Origin of the sequence: Chthonomonas sp., assembly GCF_035294165.1 — a bacterium.
Classification (GTDB): domain Bacteria; phylum Armatimonadota; class Chthonomonadetes; order Chthonomonadales; family Chthonomonadaceae; genus Chthonomonas.
The window spans coordinates 1-22,426 of the sequence record NZ_DATGLN010000172.1; the positions used below are offsets into that span (position 1 = coordinate 1).

Annotated in this window: 22 protein-coding genes and 3 tRNA genes; 14 read left to right on the forward strand and 11 right to left on the reverse strand. The window is 54.5% G+C overall.

The genetic code is table 11. The annotated features are described in order from the left end of the window. From tuf to rplA, 8 genes are all read left to right on the forward strand, one after another. A complete protein-coding gene (tuf, locus tag VKV29_RS09295; protein ID WP_324201031.1) occupies nt 1-1,200 on the forward strand; it encodes an elongation factor Tu in 1,200 nt (399 codons plus the stop codon). Nucleotides 1,201-1,304: 104 nt separating this feature from the next. Beyond that, a complete protein-coding gene (gene rpmG / locus VKV29_RS09300; RefSeq protein ID WP_016481988.1) occupies nt 1,305-1,484 on the forward strand; it encodes a 50S ribosomal protein L33 in 180 nt (59 codons plus the stop codon). Nucleotides 1,485-1,526: 42 nt separating this feature from the next. Continuing rightward, nucleotides 1,527-1,599: transfer RNA gene (locus VKV29_RS09305), tRNA-Trp, on the forward strand. A 122-nt stretch (nt 1,600-1,721) separates the two neighbouring features. Continuing rightward, a complete protein-coding gene (secE, locus tag VKV29_RS09310) occupies nt 1,722-1,946 on the forward strand; it encodes a preprotein translocase subunit SecE (protein ID WP_324201032.1) in 225 nt (74 codons plus the stop codon). A gap of 32 nt (nt 1,947-1,978) precedes the next feature. After that, complete coding sequence (gene nusG, locus VKV29_RS09315) at nt 1,979-2,524, forward strand: transcription termination/antitermination protein NusG (RefSeq protein ID WP_324201033.1); 546 nt, start codon at nt 1,979-1,981, stop codon at nt 2,522-2,524. A gap of 39 nt (nt 2,525-2,563) precedes the next feature. Next, complete coding sequence (gene rplK / locus VKV29_RS09320) at nt 2,564-2,989, forward strand: 50S ribosomal protein L11 (protein ID WP_324201034.1); 426 nt, start codon at nt 2,564-2,566, stop codon at nt 2,987-2,989. Nucleotides 2,990-3,021: 32 nt separating this feature from the next. Beyond that, on the forward strand, nt 3,022-3,426 hold the full coding sequence (locus VKV29_RS09325; protein WP_324201035.1) for a hypothetical protein: 405 nt from the start codon (nt 3,022-3,024) through the stop codon (nt 3,424-3,426). Between the two features lie 46 nt (nt 3,427-3,472). Further along, complete coding sequence (gene rplA / locus VKV29_RS09330; RefSeq protein WP_324201036.1) at nt 3,473-4,282, forward strand: 50S ribosomal protein L1; 810 nt, start codon at nt 3,473-3,475, stop codon at nt 4,280-4,282. 74 nt (nt 4,283-4,356) lie between these two features. Here rplA and atpC read toward each other — a convergent pair whose 3' ends face one another. Continuing rightward, the gene (gene atpC, locus VKV29_RS09335) at nt 4,357-4,773 is read right to left on the reverse strand and encodes an ATP synthase F1 subunit epsilon (protein WP_324201037.1); all 417 of its coding nucleotides are present in this window, start codon (nt 4,771-4,773) and stop codon (nt 4,357-4,359) included. Then, nucleotides 4,773-6,173, reverse strand: coding sequence for a F0F1 ATP synthase subunit beta (gene atpD / locus VKV29_RS09340; RefSeq protein WP_324201038.1), 1,401 nt, complete (start codon nt 6,171-6,173; stop codon nt 4,773-4,775). The genes atpC and atpD overlap by 1 nt, the downstream gene beginning before the upstream one ends. Nucleotides 6,174-6,654: 481 nt before the next feature. Here atpD and VKV29_RS09345 point away from each other — a divergent pair, with 481 nt between their 5' ends. The 6 genes from VKV29_RS09345 to VKV29_RS09370 all read left to right on the forward strand — a co-directional run bounded on the left by VKV29_RS09345 (nt 6,655) and on the right by VKV29_RS09370 (nt 13,260). Beyond that, nucleotides 6,655-7,470, forward strand: a complete 816-nt coding sequence (locus VKV29_RS09345; RefSeq protein WP_324201039.1) for a sterol desaturase family protein — start codon at nt 6,655-6,657, stop codon at nt 7,468-7,470. Nucleotides 7,471-7,600: 130 nt separating this feature from the next. Beyond that, entirely contained in the window at nt 7,601-9,031 is a 1,431-nt protein-coding gene (locus tag VKV29_RS09350) for a hypothetical protein (protein ID WP_324201040.1), read from the forward strand. A gap of 51 nt (nt 9,032-9,082) precedes the next feature. Further along, on the forward strand, nt 9,083-10,177 hold the full coding sequence (locus VKV29_RS09355; protein ID WP_324201041.1) for a serine hydrolase domain-containing protein: 1,095 nt from the start codon (nt 9,083-9,085) through the stop codon (nt 10,175-10,177). A gap of 35 nt (nt 10,178-10,212) precedes the next feature. Beyond that, complete coding sequence (locus tag VKV29_RS09360) at nt 10,213-11,394, forward strand: HEAT repeat domain-containing protein (RefSeq protein ID WP_324201042.1); 1,182 nt, start codon at nt 10,213-10,215, stop codon at nt 11,392-11,394. Next, the gene (larC, locus tag VKV29_RS09365; protein WP_324201043.1) at nt 11,391-12,416 is read left to right on the forward strand and encodes a nickel insertion protein; all 1,026 of its coding nucleotides are present in this window, start codon (nt 11,391-11,393) and stop codon (nt 12,414-12,416) included. The genes VKV29_RS09360 and larC overlap by 4 nt, the downstream gene beginning before the upstream one ends. Nucleotides 12,417-12,465: 49 nt before the next feature. Then, nucleotides 12,466-13,260, forward strand: a complete 795-nt coding sequence (locus tag VKV29_RS09370) for a transporter (protein ID WP_324201044.1) — start codon at nt 12,466-12,468, stop codon at nt 13,258-13,260. A gap of 13 nt (nt 13,261-13,273) precedes the next feature. Here VKV29_RS09370 and VKV29_RS09375 read toward each other — a convergent pair whose 3' ends face one another. The 9 genes from VKV29_RS09375 to VKV29_RS09415 all read right to left on the reverse strand — a co-directional run. Then, complete coding sequence (locus tag VKV29_RS09375; protein ID WP_324201045.1) at nt 13,274-15,283, reverse strand: heterodisulfide reductase-related iron-sulfur binding cluster; 2,010 nt, start codon at nt 15,281-15,283, stop codon at nt 13,274-13,276. 2 nt (nt 15,284-15,285) lie between these two features. After that, entirely contained in the window at nt 15,286-16,242 is a 957-nt protein-coding gene (locus tag VKV29_RS09380) for an electron transfer flavoprotein subunit alpha/FixB family protein (protein ID WP_324201046.1), read from the reverse strand. A 15-nt stretch (nt 16,243-16,257) separates the two neighbouring features. Continuing rightward, nucleotides 16,258-17,025 (reverse strand): electron transfer flavoprotein subunit beta/FixA family protein, encoded by a 768-nt coding sequence (locus tag VKV29_RS09385; RefSeq protein WP_324201047.1) that lies wholly within the window; start codon nt 17,023-17,025, stop codon nt 16,258-16,260. A gap of 182 nt (nt 17,026-17,207) precedes the next feature. Then, nucleotides 17,208-17,280: transfer RNA gene (locus VKV29_RS09390), tRNA-Arg, on the reverse strand. A gap of 137 nt (nt 17,281-17,417) precedes the next feature. Further along, nucleotides 17,418-18,485 carry a hypothetical protein gene (locus tag VKV29_RS09395; protein WP_324201048.1) on the reverse strand — a complete coding sequence of 356 codons (1,068 nt, stop codon included), beginning with the start codon at nt 18,483-18,485 and terminating at the stop codon, nt 17,418-17,420. Nucleotides 18,486-18,631: 146 nt separating this feature from the next. Continuing rightward, nucleotides 18,632-18,702, reverse strand: a tRNA-Gly gene (locus VKV29_RS09400). Between the two features lie 9 nt (nt 18,703-18,711). Beyond that, entirely contained in the window at nt 18,712-19,461 is a 750-nt protein-coding gene (locus VKV29_RS09405; protein WP_324201049.1) for a 4'-phosphopantetheinyl transferase family protein, read from the reverse strand. Nucleotides 19,462-19,511: 50 nt separating this feature from the next. Beyond that, nucleotides 19,512-20,786, reverse strand: coding sequence for an NAD(P)/FAD-dependent oxidoreductase (locus VKV29_RS09410; protein WP_324201050.1), 1,275 nt, complete (start codon nt 20,784-20,786; stop codon nt 19,512-19,514). Nucleotides 20,787-20,938: 152 nt separating this feature from the next. After that, nucleotides 20,939-22,426: diguanylate cyclase (locus tag VKV29_RS09415; protein WP_324201051.1), on the reverse strand; the 1,488-nt coding region annotated here is incomplete at its 5' end.

Genomic DNA, 22,426 nt, shown 5'->3' on the forward strand with positions numbered 1-22,426 from the left:
ATGGGAAAGCAGAAGTTTGAGCGGACGAAGCCTCATGTGAATGTGGGGACAATCGGTCATGTAGACCATGGCAAGACGACGTTGACCTCGGCCATCACGCGGGTGTTGGCCGCCTACAACGGCAGCAAGGCCCTTAAGTACGAGGAGATAGACAGCGCTCCGGAGGAGCGTGCGCGCGGGGTGACCATCAACGTCTACCACGCCGAGTACGAGACGGATAAGCGCCACTATGCCCACGTGGACTGCCCCGGTCACGCCGACTACATCAAGAACATGATAACGGGTGCGGCCCAGATGGATGGGGCGATATTGGTGGTTTCTGCCGCCGACGGCCCGATGCCCCAAACGCGGGAGCACATCTTGTTAGCCCGTCAGGTAGGGGTGCCCTACATTGTGGTGTTTTTGAACAAGGTGGATATGGTAGACGACCCGGAGCTTCTGGACTTGGTGGAGATGGAGGTTCGGGAGCTGTTGAGCAAGTACGAGTTTCCTGGGGATGAGGTACCGGTGATCCGGGGTTCGGCGTTGCAGGCGATGTTAAGCGAGGACTTGAGCCGCAACGACAAGTGGAACGGTCGGATATGGGAGTTGTTGGATGCGATAGACGAGTACATTCCGACGCCGCAGCGGGATGTGGACAAGCCGTTCTTGATGCCGATAGAGGACGTGTTCACGATAACGGGTCGTGGGACGGTGGTGACGGGTCGTGTGGAGCGTGGTCAGTTGAAGGTGAACGAGCCTGTGGAGATAGTGGGTTTACGCCCGACGCGCCAGACGGTGGCGACCTCGTTGGAGCAGTTTCACAAGACGTGTGATGTGATCTACGCGGGCGATAACGCGGGGATACTGTTACGTGGTGTGAACCGGACGGATGTGGAGCGGGGTCAGGTGGTGGCCAAGCCTGGGACGATTCGTCCTCACACGAAGTTTCAAGGGGAGATTTATGTGTTGACGAAGGAGGAGGGCGGTCGTCACACGCCGTTTTACAGTGGGTATCGTCCGCAGTTTTACTTTAGGACGACGGATGTAACGGGTTCGATGGTATTGCCTGAGGGTGTAGAGATGGTGATGCCTGGGGACAACGTGCGGATAACGGCGGAGTTAATTCAGCCGGTAGCGTTGGAGGAGGGCTTGCGTTTTGCGGTGCGTGAAGGGGGACATACGGTAGGAGCCGGTGTCGTTACCAAAGTCCTCGAATAGGAGATGCGCTATGAAGGGAGGGCATATGTCGTATCGCCCTCCCTCTATTCTGAACATCGTAAGATAAGCTATTCGGTTTCGACTTTTCTTAAGGGGAGTTTTAGATGCCACAGAAAGAAGCGCGGGTGATTGTTGTGCTGGCTTGCAGCGAGTGCAAGTCGCGCAACTACACGACAACGCGCCGCCGAACGGGGAATAACAACCAACAGTTGCGGTTGGAATTGCGCAAATACTGCCCACAGCCGTCATGCCGCAAACATACGCTTCATCGTGAGGCTCGTTAGCGACGGTGTAAGCGGCAATAGAAAATGCGTAGAGATAGATGAAGGGGTATAGCTCAGTTGGTAGAGCAGCGGTCTCCAAAACCGCAGGTCGGGAGTTCGAGTCTCTCTGCCCCTGTTGTCTCCTTGAGGCACTCGCGATGTGAAGGTGGGTTTACACCGCTCTGTGCTCGTCAACGGTACTAAGATCAAAATAAGAGGGCGTGTGAACCTCGATATAAGGAAAAGAGCGATATAAAGATGGCGATTGAGAAACAGCATCTTTCGGTGGTTAAATCGAGCCAGAACCCCATTGAGTTTATTCGTGAGGTATGGCAAGAGCTAAAGAAAACCACATGGCCTAGCTGGCAGCAGGCGAATCGGCTGACATGGCAAGTGATTGCCGTGGTCGTGGTGATTGGAGCCTATATGTGGATTTTGAATGTCGTGTTTGCGTGGCTCATAAAGCACATTCTACCGCAGTGAGAGGCCGGGAAGCGTTTGAGGGTGACCTTTTTGTGATACAACAGGTGGCTATGCAAAAACAGTGGTACGCGGTGTATGTTTACACCGGACATGAAAACAAGGTGATGACCAATATCTTGCGCCGTGCCGAGTCGATGCACCTCGACGACAAAATAGGTCGAATTCTGGTTCCGACCGAGGTCGAACTTCGCTCGCGGGGCGGAAAGAAGATGGAGGTCAAGCGCAAGCTCTATCCGGGCTATGTGCTGATCGAGATGGTGCTGGATAACGATACCTGGTATCTCGTAAAATCCACAACAGGCGTGATAGATTTCATTCCGCCTGGTGGTAAGCCGGTACCGCTTCAGGAACATGAGGTTCAGGCTCTTTTAAATACTACCGAGGGGGCTGCACCTACGCCGGTGGTGCGTTTTGAAAAGGGTGAGGTGATCCGCGTGGTTTCCGGGCCGTTTACAGACTTTACAGGCACCATCGAAGAGGTTCATCCGGATAAGGAAAAGGTGCGCGTGCTTATCTCTATCTTTGGACGGGATACACCGGTCGAGCTGGATTTTCAGCAGATCGAGCGCTTGGATTAAGTTCATTTTAAACGAGAGTTCTAAAGCGAGGAAGAAGGAATGGCAAAAAAGGTGACCGCTGTGGTGAAGTTGCAGCTGCCGGCAGGAAAGGCTACCCCAGCTCCGCCGGTCGGCTCGACGCTAGGCCACTACGGAATCAATCTAAAAAACTTCATTGATAGCTACAACGAGAAGACTGCGCAATACGCCGGCTCTGTGATTCCCGTTGAGATTACCATTTATGAGGATCGCTCCTTTACCTTTGTCACGAAAACCCCTCCGGCAACCGATCTGCTCAAAAAGGCGGCCGGTATAGAGAAAGGGTCGGGGCGTGCTGGCCATGAGCGGGCCGGTAAGATAACGCGTGAGCAGCTTCTGCAGATCGCACAGACCAAGTTGCCCGATCTTAACGCGGTGGATTTGGAGGGAGCCGTGAAGATCATCGAGGGAACGGCTCGCTCGATGGGGCTAGAGATCGTGGGCTGAGCACAGGAGAGGACTGCCTGGAGAGTTCTGTTATGCATCTACAGCCGTTCGCTTGTTCGATGACCGTGTTATCCATCCTTTCTATATTGTGGGGGATGGTGCGCGAGTGGGTGTGTCGGATAGACCATCATTTGGTCTATCATGTTGGAGTCGATCAGAGGAACAAGCGACGTGCACGGTTCTACTTCTGGTCAGTGTGGGTGGCCCTTTTCACCACTCTGGTGAGCCTTGCCTGCATCGCGCGGGTGGTGGATTGGGAGATACCCCATGAGCCTTGGCAGCCCTACCTGCTCGGAATCTTGTATGGGCTAGGACTTTGGGGGTTGACCGTTGTCGCTCTTATTTGGCTAGCCATCGGGAAGCGCGCCTCAGAGCTGACGTTGGATGGGGAGACCCCTGCAGCCGTCAAACTGGTTTTACCGAAGAAAAAAAAATAGTTGGGAGGGGCCTACGTGGCTCCGTAACTACCACAGGAGGAGATTTATGGCAGATACAGACGTTGTGGTATCCACTACCGAGAGTGCTGAAGAAGAGAAGCACGGACTTTCGACTGCGGCGCGTAGGAAAGCGAGAGCGAGCCGGCCAAGGCGACACAGCCTGCGCTTCCTCGATATTAGCAAGGACATAAAGTCCGGCGAATTGTACTCCCTAGATGAAGCTATAGAACTTGTAAAGAGAAAGGCAACCGCGAAATTTGATGAGACCATAGAGGCCGCCATCAACTTGGGGGTAGACCCCCGTCATGGTGACCAGATGGTGCGCGGCACCACAACATTGCCCTACGGTACGGGCAAATCGCGCGTGGTGTGGGTTTTCGCCCGCGGCGAAAAGGCCGAGGAGGCCAAAGCTGCCGGTGCTGACTTGGTTGGCGCCGAAGACCTCGTAGAGCGTATTCAGAAGGAGGGCGGGGCTAACTGCGATATTTTGGTGGCCGACCCGGACGTGATGCCGCTAGTGTTTCGGTTGGGGCAGATACTCAAACAGCGCATGCCCAATGCAAAGGCAGGAACCGTCTCGCCCAATGTGGCACAGGTCGTTCGAGAGATTAAACAGGCTAAGCGTGTGGAGTACAGGGTGGACAAAAACGGGATTATCCATGCCCCGATAGGGAAGGCAAGCTTTCCTGCCGAGCACATTAAAGCCAACCTCATTGCTTTGGTTTCCGCTCTCCTGAAAGCCCGGCCGGCCTCTGCCAAAGGGAAATATCTGAAACGCATTACGCTCTCTTCTACCATGGGACCCGGCATTCACGTTGACCCGGCAGAAGTGCAGCGTCTGGCCGAGCATGGCTAAAGTTTAAACTAAACCTTTTGAAAAACAACAAAGCCCCCTGTCAAACGACAGGGGGCTTTCTGCACCCTTAAGGGTTATTGTTCCTGGAGCATTTGGGCGACCCGAATGCGATTTTGGGCGCGCTCGATCATTTTGCGTATCTCTTCGGCGCTAAGCTCACCTGGTATCTCAAGCAGTTGGCGGGCCTTCTCTTCGGCGGCACGTGCCCGCTCGATATCAATTTCAGAGGCCAGCTCTGCCGTATCGGCCAGAATAACCACTCGGTCGCGTGTGGCTTGTAGAAAACCGCCGCTAGTCGCCACCAGTTCCACCTGGCCATTGGGGCGCTCGACCCGAATGACACCAATGCCAAGCTCTGCGAGCAGAGGTGCATGACCGGCTAGGATACCAAAAGAGCCCTCGACACCGGGCGCACTGACTAGTCGTACCGGTTCGGAAAGCAGAAGCCTTTCTGGTGTGACGAGATCGAATTGAAACGTCTCTGCCATCATTAGCTCCCTTGCATTTTGCGCGCTTTCTCAACAGCCTCTTCAATGTTGCCGACGTTATAGAAGGCCTGTTCGGGAAGATCGTCGTGTTTGCCTTCAAGAACCTCTTTAAAGGACTGTACCGTCTCTTTCAGGGGCACATATTTTCCTGGAAGGCCGGTGAACTGTTCGGCGACATGGAAGGGTTGGGAAAGGAAACGCTCGATGCGGCGGGCTCGGGCAACAACGAGCTTGTCTTCATCAGAAAGCTCGTCCACGCCGAGAATAGCAATAATGTCTTGAAGCTCTTTATAACGTTGTAGTATCTGCTGTACCCCCCGTGCGACAGCGTAGTGTTCTTCCCCAACGATGTGGGGTTGGAGGATACGGGAAGTAGAGGCAAGCGGGTCAACTGCCGGATAGATGCCTTTTTCGGCAATACGTCTTTCAAGATAGACGTAGGCGTCGAGGTGAGAGAAGGTAGTTGCCGGAGCCGGGTCGGTGGGGTCGTCGGCGGGAACATAGATGGCCTGTACGGAGGTGACGGAGCCGCGTTTTGTGGAGGTGATGCGCTCTTGTAGGGCGCCCATCTCGGTGGAGAGAGTGGGCTGGTACCCAACTGCACTAGGGATGCGCCCGAGAAGCGCCGAAACTTCGGAACCCGCTTGCACGAACCGGAAGATGTTATCAATGAAGAGAAGTACATCCTGGCCTTCTTCCTCACGGAAGTACTCGGCGATGGTAAGTGCAGAGAGAGCAACGCGGAGCCGGGCACCGGGTGGTTCGTTCATTTGGCCGAAGACCATGGCCGTTTTAGAGATGACGCCCGATTCGGACATCTCCAACCAGAGGTCGTTGCCTTCACGAGTGCGCTCTCCAACGCCGGCGAAAACGGAGAAACCTCCGTGTTCGGTGGCGATATTGTAGATAAGCTCTTGGATAAGCACCGTTTTGCCGAGGCCGGCTCCTCCGAAAAGGCCGATCTTTCCTCCCTTTAAGAAGGGGGTAAGGAGGTCTACCACTTTGAGACCTGTTTCGAGAACCTCTTGAGTGCTGCTTTGGTCAATGAAGCCCGGTGCAGGACGATGGATAGACCATCGTAGTTTGGCGTGAACAGGCTCTTTTTCATCAATGGGTTCACCTAGCAGGTTGAAGACACGGCCAAGCGTTTCCCGTCCAACGGGCACGGTAATGGGCTGGCCGGTATCCTCCGCGGCCATGCCGCGGATAAGACCGTCGGTGCTTGACATGGCGATGCAGCGCACCACATTGTTGCCCAAATGTTGGGCGGCCTCCACGGTAAGGTCAATATTACGGGCGGGGTCTTTGATCTTGATGGCATTGTTGATGGCAGGCAACTCATTCGGGGCAAACTCCAGGTCTACGACCGGTCCTTGCACCTGTACGACATGTCCAATAGCCATGCGGAAATTTTGCTCCTTCGGTTTCGCAGAATGGTTGTCGAGTAAGTTTGTGACTCTGTCCACAATCATTGTAGCAGTTTTATAACCGTCATGACAAGAGGGAGGTGGCTTTTATGGGATAATTAGGTAGAGGGTTCTATGGTTGCCAAGGTTGGAGGGATAACCGTGGAGAAGACGAAGGCGCGTTTAGAAGAAACGCCAGAAAAAACGAAGCTTGAGGTGGCTAAAAGCCCTAGCGTGACAGAGGAGGAAGTATTGCGCTGTCCGGTGTGTTATCACCCAATACCTGCCGAGCAAATGGGGGCAAAGCTGCATTGTCGCCGATGTGGTTATCTTGAGAGCTGCTGTAATCCTTACTGATAGTGACCACACCATTGCCTTATTAAAATCGCTTTCGGGTAAAATCTACGCCAAGAAGCGATGCCGTCGGTATAGGGTGTAGCTGAACCAATCTCGGTGCCGCTTTAAAGGAGGTGGAAGGATGATCATATTTTTGATACAACTGAGCACTGCGCTCTTTTGGATACTCTACGGAAGCTTTTTTGAGTGGTATTGGCACTGCTGCTGGATGCACCGCCCGCGTTTTCCTAGGGAGGCCTTCCATAGGCACACGCTTGTCCACCATACACGGTATAAGGGTGATGAGAGCTTTTATGTTCAGGAGACCGGGCATCCCGATCATGTCCTATTGAAGCCCTACGCGCTGCCGGCCATTTTGGCCGCTCATCTGCCAATCGCCTGGCTTGTGGATAGATTTTTTATACACCACACATTATGGGTTGCATTAGGAACGATGCTGATCTATTTTGTTGCCTATGAGTATGTCCACTGGAATATCCATGTTCCTCGTGGCCATTTTGTCGAGCGCTTCCAATGGTTCCAGTTTTTACGAACCCACCATAAACTGCATCACCGATACCACCGTTGGAACTTCTGCGTGCTCTTTCCGTTGGCCGATTTGATGATGGGAACGCTGTTAACCGAGGCGATGTTGGCGCGTCGGAGCGCGAAAAAGGTGGCTTCCAAACTCGAAGAAGCGAAATCGCCTTCGACAAAGCGCCGGCGTCGGCGCTCGTCTACACTGGCCCAGGACAGTATGATGGCAGCACTACCTAGGCAGGGGCGGCGCTTGTCTTTACGTGCTCGACGCGAGCGTTTCTTGGTGCAGAATCGATGGCTTCTCCGTTGGGCCTATTTCAATGATCAGCGTAAGGTGCGCCGGCAAGCAAAAGAGCACTACTCACTTGCCGATCTGAAAGACTTCTTAACGTTGCACCGACAACGAGGAGATCGCTAAAAGCTCCTCGATACTCAAAAGCTCTCTCTCCATGCCAGACGTAGCAAATGAAAGGCGGCACCTCTCATTTCTGGAGGCTCGTGCCTACGCATGGGCTATTGCCGTTTTTGCTATTGCAGTTCGATCGTATGTGTCTTTGAAAACACATTCTACCGGAGAAGATTTCTTCATCACCCTGCGGTATGCACGCGATATCGCGCTGGGAAGAGGGTTTACCTATAATAGCGGTCAGCATGTTTTAGGAACCACAACACCGCTCTACACGCTTATTCTTGCCCTTTTTCTGTGGCTGCACCTGCCCGCGATCTTCTTAGGCAAGCTTCTTAATATCGTAGCGGACGGGATAACCTGCTGGCTTATCTGCAGATTTGCCGATGAGCTGCGCGCACCGACGGCGGGACTGCTTGCCGCCCTCCTGTATGCGGTTGGCGTAACACCGATAAGCGTGAGTATTAGCGGTATGGAGACGGGGCTGGTAACATGCATTGGCATGGCGGCTATAGTGGCCTTTGCACGCTCTCATTCGCTCTCCCTCTGGGTTTTAACCGCAATACTCTTCTTGTTGCGCATTGATGGCTTGGTGTTGGGGGGCTTGCTTTTGGTAGCCCAAACCTATCAGAAGCGACGTTTCGATGTAAGAGGTGCCGTTATCGCCGGTCTTATTGTGCTGCCTTGGCTTCTGTTTGCTCTGTTCTATTTCGGCACGCCGCTGCCCTCTTCTGTTGTAGCAAAGCTAACGGTCTACAAGGTAACCATGGCCGGCTCCCATAGCGCGATACTGGAAGCTTTTCAAACTCAGTTTGACAGAGGGCTATTTCAGGATATATTAACCTTGCTTTTTGGGGTCGGCTTGGGAGAAAGCCTGCTTAAAGGGCGCTGGCAACTGCTCGTTCCGCTCTGGTGGATGGTGATCTATTACGGCACAATGCTTGCTTCACCGGTGCCGGCTTTCAGTTGGTATTTTCTGCCTCCTTGGCCGCTCTATCTGATAACTGCAGCGCTTGGAGGGTGCTTTTTAGCGAGAGCGGGATGTACGTATCTCTCATCAAACCGATTTGCTTCTGCACGTATAGGGCGCTTCATGAAGGCTGGCGGGCTTGTGCTGATCGCCCTCCTGGGGGTGCTCCACTTGCCACGCTTGATCGTTGAAATTCAGCAACCTCAACAAGAAGAGGACGAGGTACTTCGCCCGACAGGTCTTTGGTTTCGACGGCATGCCGCGCCGAACGATCTTATTTTGCTAGAGCCAATTGGCACCATTGGATATTATTCGGAACGACCCATTCTCGACATGATCGGTTTGGTAACACCCCAGGTATTGCCTTGCTATCATACATCGAAGCCGCTGCTTTGTATGGTCACACGCTTTCGCCCAAAGTGGCTCTGTTTACGTCCTAAAGAGGCCGATGCATTGGCGCGGGAGTCCTCACAGGTTTTGGGGGAGGATTATCGGCTTGTGCGGATCGTGCGTTGGCAACAGGCGGCTAGCCCTATCTTTCTCATTTTTCGCAGGCAAGAGCTACCCAGCTCGGATCCAAGAAGGATAAGTCGCTCCGACTGACGAACAGATAGGCGACCTAAACGTCTTTTAGTCAACGAGAGAGAGACTGGTATGCCGATTGAGAGACTGGTGCGCTCGCCGGAGCTTTTGGGGTTTGACCCGGAGCGGCTGAAGGCTGTGGAAAGTATGCTCCATCGGGGTATTGAGGAGCAGCTCTATACCGCTTATGCTTATCTTGTAATGCGTCATGGTAAGGTCGCCGCTATGGGAGCGGGAGGGCTGGCACAGCCGGACGCAACCCCACCCGTTGCCGCACAGATAGATACCATTTTTGATGCCGCTTCTCTCTCCAAAACGATCACGGCCACCCTTCTATTGCAGTGCGTGGAAGCAGGGCAGATCCATCTCGAACAGCCATTACGCTGGACTTTGCCCGAGGCCAAGGAGACCTCGTTGGGTGAGGTGACGCTCAAACAGTTGGCCACTCACACAAGCGGTTTGCCCTCTTGGCGTAATGTAAACGAGACGGGCAACCCTTTGGAGCTGATTCTAGCTACACCACTGGAGGCAGAGCCAGGAACAAGATATGCTTATAGCGACCTTGGCTACATCCTTTTGGGGTTTGTGCTTGAGCGTGAACTGGGCGAGACGTTGCCAAATTTAGCCAAGAAACGAATTTTCGCCCCCCTCGGCATGGAGCGTAGCGGCTATTTCCCTTGTGAAAATTTGAAATCCTGGCTTGCTGTAACCTCTGCACCCTTAGGACAGGTACACGACCCGAACGCACGAGGAATGGGAGGAGCGGCAGGACATGCCGGGCTTTATACTACGGCGCCCGATTTAGCGCGCTACATGCTGGGGCTGCGCCCGCCTGAGGGTGAGATACCTCTTTTTGCTCCACTCATAGGCCCGTTAGCGCGTCGCCTTATGGAGACGAATCAGAATCCGCCTCATCTCAACGCTCATACCATCGGCTGGTTCGCCTATCCGAACGGTTATCTGCCAAAGGGCGATCTTCTTTCGGAGAGAACCTTTGCGCATACGGGATTTACCGGAACGCTTTTGATGATCGATCCGGAGCTAGACCTTGTGCTCATTTTGTTGACGAATCGGGTTTACTATGAAAAACAGAACGACGGATCGGGGGTATTGCGTCTGCGTCGTCTATTTGCCAACGCCGTTTCTGGAGCCTTGCAAAGGCTCTAGGGACGCCTGTTAACTCCGGATAGGAGGGGGGAATAATGTCATCGAAAATGCTATCTAACGATGAATCGGTTGCCACGCACCCGGTGTTGAGGCCAACTTTCATCGGAGTTGCCGTTTTTGCGATACTGGTGGCCTTGATTCTACGCCATCTGCATGAGCAGCCTGTTCTGCCGCCGCTTGATCCCTTACATGGAAACAGCGAGGACGCCTTGCCAGCTCTCATGACGAAACTCAATGGACTGTCGAATAGCCAGCAGTTGCCTTTATTACTGCGGTATGTACACGACCCGAGCGCGGGTTTGCGCTATGCGGCGGTAGACCAGCTTGGTAACTGGAAAACCCCTGAGGCTATCTCTGCAGTGAGACAGGCCTTTCAAGATTGCGACTCGGAGGTTCGCCGAAGGGCGCTTTATGAACTGCCACGTATGGACTTTATGCAGGGGCAGCAGTTGTTGGCAGCCGCCCTACAGGATGAAGACCCCTGGGTGAGGGAAGATGCGGCGACGCAACTCGCCCTTATTACGGAGCGTGGTAAGCAGAGGCTTGATCCGAGTTTGGTGCCTGTGTTAGTGGGAGCGACGGAAGATGCGGATGTTAACGTTGCCCAGATGGCAATGAGTGCCCTTTCACATTGGTTGCATAAACCTTGGCACGTCTCGATGCTGGCACCTCCGACGTTACGCCAGAAGATGGCCGTTCAGTGGATAAAATGGTGGCAGACCGAACAAGCACACTGGCCGGTAAGTCGCCAGTTTGCCGCTATCGGCCCTATAGAGCCTACCCTAACCGCTCCATGCCCGGACTTCACGTTGCGGATGATAGATGGTCGTACCTTGACCCCGAAAACACAACGCGGGCGAATTACCATGCTCACCTTTTGGGGGTTCAACTGCGGCCCTTGTATAGCAGAGCAGCCAGATCTCAATGCCCTTTATGAGCGCTATGTAGGCAAACCAGTAGATATTATCGGGGTAGTAGTGGGGAACAACACAGCCTCCGACATACGCAACTACTGTCGTCGCAATAACGTGATTCCACCGCAGGGTATGGCAACTCCGCTGCTATTGCGTCAATTTGGATGTATTGAGGATGTTCCGGTGAGCGTATTAATAGACCCTCTAGGGCGCATATGTCGTGTCTGGCAGGGGGCACCACGCGATCCGGAGCCTTACAGTAAGGTTATTGACCGGTTACTTACGGAGGTTAAGGGATCGTGAACCAGGCGCTTCGCTTCTGTCTTCTGTGCATTGGGGATGATGTCGTTCAGGGGGCAGAGGAGGCGAAGTTAATAGGAAGCTGGGTAGAGGAGACGTTCCAAACACACGGCTGGGAGCTTGTTGAGAAGCAGGTTGTACCGGACAACCCCGTAGCGATCGCCGAGACGCTGCGTCGTTGGAGCGATGGGCGATGCGATCTGCTGTTGACAATGGGGGGAACCGGCTTTTCTCCACGCGCCTCCGCACCGGAGGCCACGAGGCAAGTGATTCAGAGGGAGGCGCCGGGGTTAATGGAGTGCATACGCCTGCTGGGAGCCATGCAGGCGCCTGCGCTGTTGCTTTCACGAGGGCTTGCGGGCCTAAGAAATCGGGTGCTCGTTGTGAATCTGCCGCTTGCCCTGGATGAGGTTCAGGCTGCCTTAGGAGTTCTCATGCCATTGCTGCCTCGGGCAATGGCAGAGTTGCGCGATGAACCGGCACCGCCCTTATTGAGGGAGGCGTTTCCTTTCATGATAGTCACAGAGCAGAAGGCGATGTCCGTGGCGGCGGGAGTAGAGACACCACAGACCGTGGCGGTGCTAGAGACCAACCTCGACGATTTTTCACCGGAGTTGTATGAGCCGCTTATGGAACGTCTCTTCGCAGCAGGCGCGCTCGATGTCTATTTAACACCCGTCCACATGAAAAAAGGTCGTCCGGCAACTCTACTAACCGTGTTAGGGCCACCGGAAAAAAGGGAAACACTTGCAGAGATAATTTTCACCGAAACGACCACTTTCGGCATTCGTCATACCTTAATGGAGCGCTATGTGCTGGCCCGGCGATGGGAGAGCGTCGAGACGCCATATGGCCCGATTCGCATTAAGATCGGCAGCTGGGGCGGGGTAGAGCGCACGGCTTCGCCGGAGTATGAGGATGTTAAGGCGGCGGCTCAGGCACATAATGTGCCCTTGAAGCAGGTCTATCTCGCCGCACAGCTCGCCTATGCGGCGCTACAAAGCCAACGAGGTATGTCTTCCTAATCAATCTCTTCTGTCCAATACCGATATTTTTATGGAGGAGGATACAGTTTTGTCGTTTCTAGGCAAAGCATCGCGTTCTGGATGTCGTCTCTGCTTCTGTGCCTTTCTGATGTCGCTTTCGTTGAGAACTGCATTCGCAGGCCCTCCTTTCATTACCGACGACCCGGAGCCGGTGGAATGGCATCACTGGGAGGTGTATATCTCTTCTATCTATGAGCATACGAAGGGGGGCACAAGTGGAACACTGCCCCATATCGAGGTAAACAACGGCATCGTTCCCAATGTGCAACTGCATATTATTCTCCCTATGGCTTTTTCGCAGGCGACAGGTGGCCCACTGCTATATGGATTGGGCGATATAGAGCTAGGTGTGAAATATCGTTTCGTGCAAGAGGGGCGTAGGCGCCCGATGATTGGCATTTTTCCGCTGCTCGAGGTGCCTACAGGCGACGCCACGCGCGGATTAGGCTCCGGCCATCTTCAAACCTTTTTGCCCATATGGCTGCAAAAAAGCTGGGGTGCCTGGACGACCTATGGCGGTGGAGGTTACTGGATCAACCCGGGGGCTGGCAATCATGATTACCTCTATTTAGGGTGGCTGTTGCAAAAAGACCTCAATGCTCATCTAACCCTTGGGGGAGAAGTGTATTATAACACCTCGCAGGCGGTAGGGGAGAGCGACATAATGGGCTTTAACTTAGGAGGACAGTACAACTTTGATGATGGGCATCATCTGCTTTTTTCGTTTGGCCGAACTTTCAGTGGCGACACGAGTTTTATGAGTTATATCGGTTTTCAATGGACGTTTGGACCTCATGAAGGTGGGACGCAAGAGGCGCAGTAAGGGATTGGCACGCTTAAACACTTTGTTTTGTAGCCATTTGGGGAGGGGGTGGATCGGTGTTGATGAGAGAGGCGAGTAGTAGTTCGGAGATATCGGCAAGGTGAGTGGCATTCTGCTGGGAGATAGCAAGGCTGTCGCCTAGCATGACCTTGCAGAATGGACAACTGAGCGCTATGGTTTGGGCGCCGGTGGATAGAAGCTCTTGCACCCTTCTGGTGCTAGGTCGCTGGGTGCCAGCCTCTTCCATCCACATGCGGCCTCCTCCTGCCCCGCAACACAGGGTGCGGTCGCCGTAGTGTTCTGGCTCTGTTAGAGGGTGCCCCATAAGCGTTTGTAGCAGGGCACGAGGAGCTTCTACTTCGCCATTAACCCGCGCCAAAAAGCAGGGATCGTGATAGGTGATGGCTGTTTGGGCACCGCGCTCTAGTTTAAGGCGACCGCCCTGCACAAGTTGCTGAAGAAACTGGGTATGGTGTAGTACCTCGTAGTTGCCGCCGAATTGGGGATATTCGTTTTTAAGCGTGTGAAAGCAGTGGGGGCAGGCGGTAAGAATTCGAGAGAAACCAATGCTATTTAGCACAGCGATGTTTTCAGAGGCAAGCTGCTGAAAAAGAAACTCCTCCCCGATACGCCGTGCGGGGTCCCCCGTACACTGTTCTTGCGGGCCGAGCACGGCAAAGCGAACGTCGGCAGCATTGAGGAGCGACACAAGTGCCCGCATGGTGGCTTGGGCACGTGGCTCGAAAGCCCCTGCACATCCTACCCAAAGCAGGATGTCGGTTTTCTGGCCGGGATCAGCGAGTGGAATTTCCAGCCCTTTCGCCCACTCCATTCGTTGGGAGGGCGGAAGACCCCATGGGTTCTTTTGACTTGCTAGCTGGCGCAACATGGTGCCCACAGAGCCGCTTAGGCGTCCTTCTCCAACTCGGTATCTGCGGATGCCGCCAATGAGGTCTACATGACGAATAGCTGCAGGGCATTCTCGCACACATGCATGGCAGTTGGTGCATGCCCAAAGCGATTCATCGTCAATAACGTCGGTAGTGGTCTCTGAGAGATCGGGTGCCCACATCTGTTGTCTTAGGGAGAGCACGATCTGCTTGGGGTCGAGGGGTTTCCCTACGGCATAGGCTGGGCAGGCTTCGGTGCATCTACCGCACTCCATGCAGGCATCGAGGCTCAGGAGAAAGGTGCCGTTGAGATCGGCTAAAGTTCCGACGCCTATGCGGCCGGTTTGCTCTACTTTCTCCATCGTTTCCGGCTCTAAAACGCCCATGGGCCGGCTAGGTTGGAGGAGGATAGAAAGAGGGGCGGTAAATAGATGGAGCCGTCTGCCATAGGGAAGAGCGGCGATGGTGGCAAGCACAAGCGGCGTATGAACCCACCAGATGAGGACATAGCCGGTTGGAGATAGGTGTGGAAAAAGCAGAGCGAACCACCGCCCGATAGGTGAGTAAGTGTTGTAGGCATGTCGTGAGGGATCGGCGGCTAGCCCGGCCCCTTCCAATAGAAAGCCTGTAAGGGTTGCTATGAAGAGGAGCAGCAAAAAACCGGTATCCCATGGAGTGTGGCCGAGTACCTTAGGTCGAAAGAGGAGGCGGCGCAAGAGGGTAAGCAGAATGCCGATAACGAGAGCTAGTCCAAAGATATCGAGAGTAGTTTTGCAGGTTAAGTAGAACCAACCGCGATAGAGCCAATGAGGGCCGAAAAAGAAGGCTCCGTAGTGTTCGATAGCGACGATACAGGTTCCAATAAAGAGGACGAGCATGCCGTAGAAAAGGAGAAGATGGGCTATGCCGGCATAACGTCGCCTTAGAACGCGGCGATGTGCAAACACTTCGCCTGCTAACGATGTGAGGTGTTGAAGGGTTTGCTTTAGGGAGAATGAGAGGCCAGCTCGAAGCCAGATTTGCGCACGGCGCAGGATGGGAAATAGAGCGACAGCAGTGCTGATCAGCGCCAGAATGTAGAAGCATGCCTGCTGGAAGCCACTAATATGAAAAAAGATCGTGCGGGTTGGCATGGTCAGAGTTTTTCAAGTAGTTCTGGGACGGCCTGGTAGAGGTCGGCCACAAGTCCATAGTCGGCCACCTCGAAGATAGGGGCATTGGGATCGTTATTAATGGCTACGATGACTTTAGAATCTTTCATGCCGGCCAGGTGTTGTACACTGCCGGAAATACCCACAGCGATATAGAGGTCTGGTGCAACCACTCGTCCGGTTTGGCCGATCTGCAACTCGTTTGGGGCGATCCCGCTATCCACGGCGGCGCGCGTGGCACCCACAGCACCTCCTAGGCGGTCGGCAAGGCCCCCGATAAGACGCTCGAAGGTAGCGGCATCTTTCAAGGGACGGCCGCCAGAAACGACGACGCGGGCTGCGCTTAGGTCGGGGCGTTTATTTTCGGATTTTTCTTGCCCGATCCATCGGGTCGAGGTGGGTAGTTCAGAGGGATCGATCTTCAGTGTTTCGACCGGACTCTGCGATTCGGTGGTTTCTGCTTGGAATGCGGAGGTGCGTATGCTGAGGACGCCTCTATTGGCTACCGGCCGATAGGTTTCAAGCAGGTTGCCTGCGTAGGCAGGGCGTTGAAAAAGGAAGCCGGCCTCATCTCGTTCCGCGTGGATGATCTCGGAAAGCATCGGGAGGTCTAGTAGTCCGGCCACTCGAGGCAGCAGATCGCGACCGAAGGAGGAGGCAGGGCCAACAAGCCAACTCGCTCCTTCTGTTTGCATGGCCTTGGCGATGACGGGGGCGACCTTATCGGCAGTGGGATGAGCCAACTCGGGGAGAGAGACGATTAGCAGTTTTTCGGCGCCATAGCGGCACCATAGCTCCTGCGAGTCGGGGATAGTTGCTCCTCCGATGATAAGAAGAGAGAAGCTATTAGGCGCCAGCATCTGGGCGAAGCCAATGGCGGACAATGTGGACGGCAGTACGGTTTCGCCATCGGTGTCGGCAAGAACTATCCATTGGGTCATCGTACGTATCTACTTTCAGGTATGTTTATTGGGCAAGACTTTGGCTTCCTCACGAAGGGCGGCGATAAGCTCTTCCACGTTTTGAACTTTGCGGCCTGGTTTGCGTGGCGGGGGTGTTTCGCGTTTTACGAGAAGGAAGCCGGGCGAGACAAGAGGCACCAGTTCGCCGCCGTGAAAGTGTTGAAGCGGTTTTGAACGCGCTTTCAGAATGGCAGGAAGGGCTACATAGCGCGGTTCGTTCAAGCGCAGGTCTGCGGTGATGACGGCGGGAAGTATAAGCTCAAGTATCTCTCTACCGCTATCCACCTCGCGTGTAACCTGAACGGTTTGTCCATCGGATGCCAAATGAACGGAGGAGGCAAAAGTGGCTTGTGGCAGTTGCAGGAGGGCGGCGAGGCGCTGGCCTACTTGGTTGGCATCGTCATCGGTTGCCTGTTTGCCCATCAGAATGAGCTGGGGCTGTTCTCGATGATAGATGGCGGCGAGGAGATGGCTTACTCTTTGAGGGTCTGGAGGGCGCTCTTCAAGAACACAGAGCGCCCGATCTGCCCCCATGGCGAGCGCCATGCGCAGCGTGTCTTCGGTTTCGGGGCCACCGATGCTCACAACGGTAATTTCGGTGACGGTACCCTTCTCACGCAATCGAAGAGCTTCCTCAAGGGCGATGGCGTCGAAGGGGTTCATCGTCCAGCTCAGTCCAGCGGTATCGAGAGCGCCTTGCGGAGTTAGTCGAAGCTTGGCGTAGGGGTCCGGTACCCGCTTGACAGAAACAAGTATCTTCATAATGGATTTCCGAGCTTATGATGCAGACACGTAGATATTCGAATCTCCCTTCTAAATTCGTTATCTTTCTGTCACCTTCCTGCTTTTGGGGTATGGTGGGTGGGTGCGATGACTTATCCCATGTACATCGTGATCAACAGCCACCAAAGCCGATGAGGGCATGGGGAAAATAGGGGGAAACACGCCCCCGGCAGGGATCGAACCTGCGACCGACCGCTTAGAAGGCGGTTGCTCTATCCACTGAGCTACGGGGGCTTACGGTGGGGTAGAGAAATTCTAGCTCGATGCCACCAGCAACCGAGCCTCTCCTGCACCTACTCAGGATGAGTATATCATAATCCTATTAAGCAGAGCAAATGCCGCATCGGCTAAGGAGTACGGCAGGCAACTTCCTAGCTTAGGCGACGTAGCAAGGTAACACGCCCGATAGGCACCCATTCGACCACAAGGATATCACCATTGGAAAGAAACTTTGCCGAATGAGGATGGATAAATTTTCCTGGTGGGAAGTCGGAGCGTGGATGGCCTCGCATCTCCGGCATTCCTCGACCATCACCAAGCTGGACGGCAACCTGGTTTTTACCATCGAGGATGGTCACAACATGGTCGAGATCGGGCACGAGCAACAGCTCTCCTCGCACGTGGAAGTGGCATGGTAGGCGCATGCCATTCGTCACAAAGCCAACATGCTTGCCGTCGAGAGTAAAGTATTGAAGGCGGTTGTTCGCTCTATCGGCAACTATCAGCAGTGGCTCCGATCCGCGCTTATCAACCCAGATGCCATGGGGCTGCTGGAGCTTGCCCGGCTCTGTTCCCGGCCCACCGAAGGTACGAATATATTCGCCTCTTATGTTGTACTGATGAATGTAGCTTGAGCCATAGCCGTCGCTCACATAGAAGTCTCCGTTATCGGCCAGGGCGATGTTCGTGGGATTGAAGGGGGTACCATCCTTGTAGACACCGGCTTCCGTCGGGGTACCCTTTTCCCAAATGAGGTTGCCATCGAGATCGGTTTTGGCAAAGACTTTGCGGTTGATGTCGCAGTGGTAGAGATACTCTCGTCCGTTTTCACGGCGTAGGTCGAGACCGTGTGCTCCTCCGCGAAACCGCTCGCCCCACGATTTGAGAAACCGTCCGTGCCTATCAAAAACGAGGATGGCATCGCCCTTTCGGCTGTTAGGGCCTACCGTATGGGCGATGTAGATGCGCTCATGAGAGTCGATGGCGATGCCATGGGTATCTCCCCATTCTATGTCGGGCGGAGGGGTTAGCCAGTCGTGAACACACTCATAGCGGAAGGCGCCACTTCCTAAAATGATAGGCTTAGGAGGGTTCGCCCTCGCTTCAGCCTCTGTGGCACCGGCAACCGTGGAGGCAACGGCGGCTTCTCCAATTCGGGTTAGAAGCTCGCGTCTACTCAGAGACTTGTTGGTTGGTTTACTGCGATCATTGCGTGTCATGGAAGTATGCTCCTTAGTGTTGGATGTAGTATAGGTAAAGTGTAGGCTATTGTACCTTATTAGGGTGGAGAAGGTTCTTTCTTCGGTGGCGGCTCGGGAGATAGATGTTGAGGGCTTGACGAAAAACGAAATCAGGGCTTTGCGGAAGCGGGAGACGGGAATCGAACCCGCGTCGCCTGCTTGGAAGGCAGGAGCTTTACCATTAAGCTACTCCCGCATGTTGCATTTAATATGACATGAAAGGCGTCTGTTCGTCAAGAGGTAATTTGTTGATTTGCTCGTTATCAAATAGAAACACTGCGCTAACAAGATAGGTGTCGTCAGAACCCCAGTAGGCCTCCCAGCGTTGCGCGTTGAGAGTGGCAAGGCGAGTTTGAGCATGATCGTCGAAGAAAAGTTGCACGGAGGGTTCAAGTTGGAGTGCTCCGAGTGCTGAAAGAGGCAGAGAGGCTGAATGCCCCATGAAAGCACCGACCTTAAGGCCGGTGCCGAGTGCCTTGGAGGCAGCCTCCATCAGAGAGAAATGGGCTGCTACACGGCGGCGTAAAGCCTCTTCATCGTCTTGCCGAGCCGCACATTGAAACCTCTCATACTCTGTAGGCTCCATGAAGCGAGCTGCTAGACGATGCAGGTAGGCCCTGTCTTTGTGTGGGCTGCGCAGGCGTGGTAGGTGAACCACATCAAGCCCAACTCCTACCAGGTTTTCGTGCTTGGCGGCCAGAAGGAGGCGTTGACCACCGTCGTGGGTGTTGGAGATATGTAGCCAGGGAACGGGATATCCTCGCCGGGCAGGGTAGGGTTTGCCAAGAGGATCGCGGCAAAGAGAGAGGCCATCAGGCGATTCACCGAGAAAGGGTGCTGCCAGCAGAAGGGCCTCCTCATCAGCACCGACGGTTTCGGGCAACCAAACCAGGGTTGTGGGGAAGGGCACATGCGATAGCCATCGGATGGCAGATGCATGGAGCTGATTGCCCATACAACTTATTTTGCAAAGTTCGGCAAACCGTTCGGGACTCAGCATGGAGATTAGACCGGCAGATCGGTAGTTCCGAGGGCAAGCTCTGCGGCACGGCGTCCTGCGACGAGCGCCCCATGGATAGAGCTTGAGACGGTTATCTCTCCGGCGAGGATAAGCCCGTCGTAGGGTGTTTGTGCGGGAGGCAGCAGCTCCCAGATGCCCGGCGGTTGGGCAAACTGCGCGTGCGGGATGCGGTAGGTGCGCAGGTATCGCCAGGAGCCTATGTCGGCGTCGGGGAAAGCCGCAGCAAGCTCCTGTTTGGCGCGTTGAACCAGTTCTTCGTCCTCCATGGCCGGATCGCCTACGATGTTGCAGGCGAGGAGATGTTGTCCGGGCGGAGCGTAGGATGGGGCGATGTTCGAGACGAGCGCTGCACTAGTGACAAACCGACCGGTGCCGGGAAATAGAACCACTGCTTTCTCCGGATAGAGGGTTTGGGAAAGAGCAAAATAGACTGTTGTAGTGCTGCGCCATGTGGCCGGCAAATGAAGGCCGGCTAGTTTCGCAGCTTGGTGGAACTCTGTTGCCAGCACCACCTTATCGGCTTCAACACGTTCTCCATTTTCCAGCACAACTCCTTTCACGCGCTCCCCTTCTTTCCAGAGAGCTGTGACGGGACTATTGAGATGAAGGCTGTTAGAAGCTAAGCTGCCGGCAATTTGCTGAGCGATGGCACCCATGCCGTTCTCAGGTAATGCCGCCTGTGATTCGGCCAGCATTTTAAAAACGAACGCGAACATGCGCACACTTGTATGTAGGCGTGTCTCTAAGAAAGTGCTGCCATAGAAGGGACGGATGAAGTGGTTAATGAAGGCATCGGAAAAGCCGTAATCTTTCAGAAACTGCTCAGTGGTTTTGTCGGGCCACCGAAAGAGAGCCTCAACGGAGAGCCTCTGCAACTGTGATTTCAGGCGCAGAACAAGCAAGCGGTCTTTTACAGTGAAGACGGGGGCAAACGCGGTGGCGAGAAGTGTAGATGGTGCCCGGCTGGGATCGACGATCAGATAGAGTTTATCTTGGAGATGAATGAGGGCACCGGGAAGGAAGGAGTGTAGGCGAAGGGCATCGAGATCGATCTCCGTCTGCACGGCGGGATAGGCTGGAAAAAGCACTTGGAATCCCCTATCAAGTTGAAAGCCATCTAGGTAGTCTGTGCGGACGCGACCGCCCACGCCGTCGGAAGCTTCATAGAGATGGGCGTAGTGACCGGCACGTTGAATGATACGCGCACACGCTAGCCCCGAAAGACCGGCTCCGATAACGACCACGCTTTGCCGCTGCATATTTCTCTCCTTAACCACCCTCTTATTTTACCGGACTTACGGCTAAAGGAGAGCGGGGTAGAACCTGATGTATGTTGCCAAACAGGGCAGGAGGAACAAGAACAGGCTTGCATACGATGGGCAGGACGCTAGAGACAGCCTGTTTGGTGACGCTACGACTCCTCGACATTTGTGCCTTCAGCGGCAGGCTGGCGCGTGACGATTTGGAGAATATTTTGCTGTGTTTCAGGGGTTAGTTGGGCGTAATGGCGCACGGCGTTACGCTGTTGTTTGGCGGCATAGAGCGCGATATCGGCTTGGCGTATAAGGTCTTCTGGGCTATTGACCGTTTCGGAAAGGGAGGCCACACCGATGCTGGCCGTAACTCCATCGTTGGCAAAAGTGTGTTCGATGATCGCCCGTAGGCGTTCCGCTTGGGCGACCGCGCCGCTTTGGTCGGTGAAGGGCAGGATAACCGCAAACTCCTCACCTCCATAGCGGGCTACCACGTCGGTAGAGCGCGCGCGCGTTTGAAGCAGTGAGCCGAGGGTATTCAGGAGGGCATCGCCTGCTGCGTGACCGCGCGTGTCGTTAACCCTTTTGAAGTGATCGAGGTCTATGAGCAGAAGCGAAAGAGGCGTTCGGGTATTGCGGGCATGTTGGAAAGCGTGGTTCAAGCGATCGCGGAAGGCACGGTAGTTGCGCAATCCGGTAAGATAGTCGGTCATCGCCATACCGCCGAGGTCTATATTAATACGTTCGAGTTTTTGCAGGCGCTCGTGGAGCCGGCGGTTATGGCGGTGGAGGCGTGCGACATGGTCGGTGATCAGTTTTTCGGCCTGTTTGCGTTCCGATATATCCCGTGCAATGGCCTGAAAGCCAAGAATACGACCATCCCGGGTGAAGAGCTGCACACTCTGTCCGATCCACACCGTTTTTCCAGTTCGGGTGATGATGGGAAACTCACAGTAGGTGGATAGGGTGCGAGATGAGGCCTGGCGTGCATAGAAAGCGAGTATTTCGGCACGGTAGTCCGGGTGAATCAGTTCTGAGAAGTGAACACGACGCAGCTCTTCGAGGGAGTAGTCAAAGAGTTTCATGGCTGCGGGGTTGATGTAGGTGATGTAGCCCGAGGGGTCGGTTCGGTAGATGAGATCGGCAGCCTGTTCGACGATCTGGCGAAAGCGCCGTTCGTTGCGACGGAGGATACGGATGTCGCTTTCGCGTTCGGTGACATCAAAGATCGTATATTGCAGCAGAGGCTGTCCTTCACGGACAATAGGATAAATGAAGACGTCCGCGTCGCGCACTTCGCCTTGTGCGAGACGATAGCGTGCACGAAAGAGGGATGCTGCCTCTCCCGGAGTAGGAAGAGGTGCTCCTTTTTGTGAGAGGAGGTCGAGGTCCGCGATGTGCCGGCCTCGGAGGGCTTCCACGCCATAGCCGAAGAAGCGTACGGCTGCAGGGCTTGCATCTACAATTTGTCCAGTTGCCGGGTCTACGGACAGGCGAATGGTGCCGGCAGCTGCGACCGCTTCAGGGCGTGAGGCTGCAGGGGCAGTTTCCTCTCCCTTTTTCGATGCGACCTGGGCTTGTTGCGCTTGACGTAGAAGAGCATTTTCGCGTTTTAACTCCTCGATCTTCTCTTCAAGCCGCAGTAA

Coding starts and splice junctions, on each gene's coding strand:
- rplK (WP_324201034.1), top strand. CDS start 2,564: ATGGCAAAAAAGGTGACCGCTGTGGTGAAGTTGCAGCTGCCGGCAGGA.
- secE (WP_324201032.1), top strand. CDS start 1,722: ATGGCGATTGAGAAACAGCATCTTTCGGTGGTTAAATCGAGCCAGAAC.
- VKV29_RS09355 (WP_324201041.1), top strand. CDS start 9,083: ATGCCGATTGAGAGACTGGTGCGCTCGCCGGAGCTTTTGGGGTTTGAC.
- atpD (WP_324201038.1), bottom strand. CDS start 6,173: ATGGCTATTGGACATGTCGTACAGGTGCAAGGACCGGTCGTAGACCTG.
- rpmG (WP_016481988.1), top strand. CDS start 1,305: ATGCCACAGAAAGAAGCGCGGGTGATTGTTGTGCTGGCTTGCAGCGAG.
- VKV29_RS09385 (WP_324201047.1), bottom strand. CDS start 17,025: ATGAAGATACTTGTTTCTGTCAAGCGGGTACCGGACCCCTACGCCAAG.
- VKV29_RS09360 (WP_324201042.1), top strand. CDS start 10,213: ATGTCATCGAAAATGCTATCTAACGATGAATCGGTTGCCACGCACCCG.
- VKV29_RS09345 (WP_324201039.1), top strand. CDS start 6,655: ATGATCATATTTTTGATACAACTGAGCACTGCGCTCTTTTGGATACTC.
- VKV29_RS09395 (WP_324201048.1), bottom strand. CDS start 18,485: ATGACACGCAATGATCGCAGTAAACCAACCAACAAGTCTCTGAGTAGA.
- VKV29_RS09375 (WP_324201045.1), bottom strand. CDS start 15,283: ATGCCAACCCGCACGATCTTTTTTCATATTAGTGGCTTCCAGCAGGCA.
- atpC (WP_324201037.1), bottom strand. CDS start 4,773: ATGATGGCAGAGACGTTTCAATTCGATCTCGTCACACCAGAAAGGCTT.
- VKV29_RS09325 (WP_324201035.1), top strand. CDS start 3,022: ATGCATCTACAGCCGTTCGCTTGTTCGATGACCGTGTTATCCATCCTT.
- rplA (WP_324201036.1), top strand. CDS start 3,473: ATGGCAGATACAGACGTTGTGGTATCCACTACCGAGAGTGCTGAAGAA.
- tuf (WP_324201031.1), top strand. CDS start 1: ATGGGAAAGCAGAAGTTTGAGCGGACGAAGCCTCATGTGAATGTGGGG.
- VKV29_RS09380 (WP_324201046.1), bottom strand. CDS start 16,242: ATGACCCAATGGATAGTTCTTGCCGACACCGATGGCGAAACCGTACTG.
- VKV29_RS09410 (WP_324201050.1), bottom strand. CDS start 20,786: ATGCAGCGGCAAAGCGTGGTCGTTATCGGAGCCGGTCTTTCGGGGCTA.
- VKV29_RS09405 (WP_324201049.1), bottom strand. CDS start 19,461: ATGGGCAATCAGCTCCATGCATCTGCCATCCGATGGCTATCGCATGTG.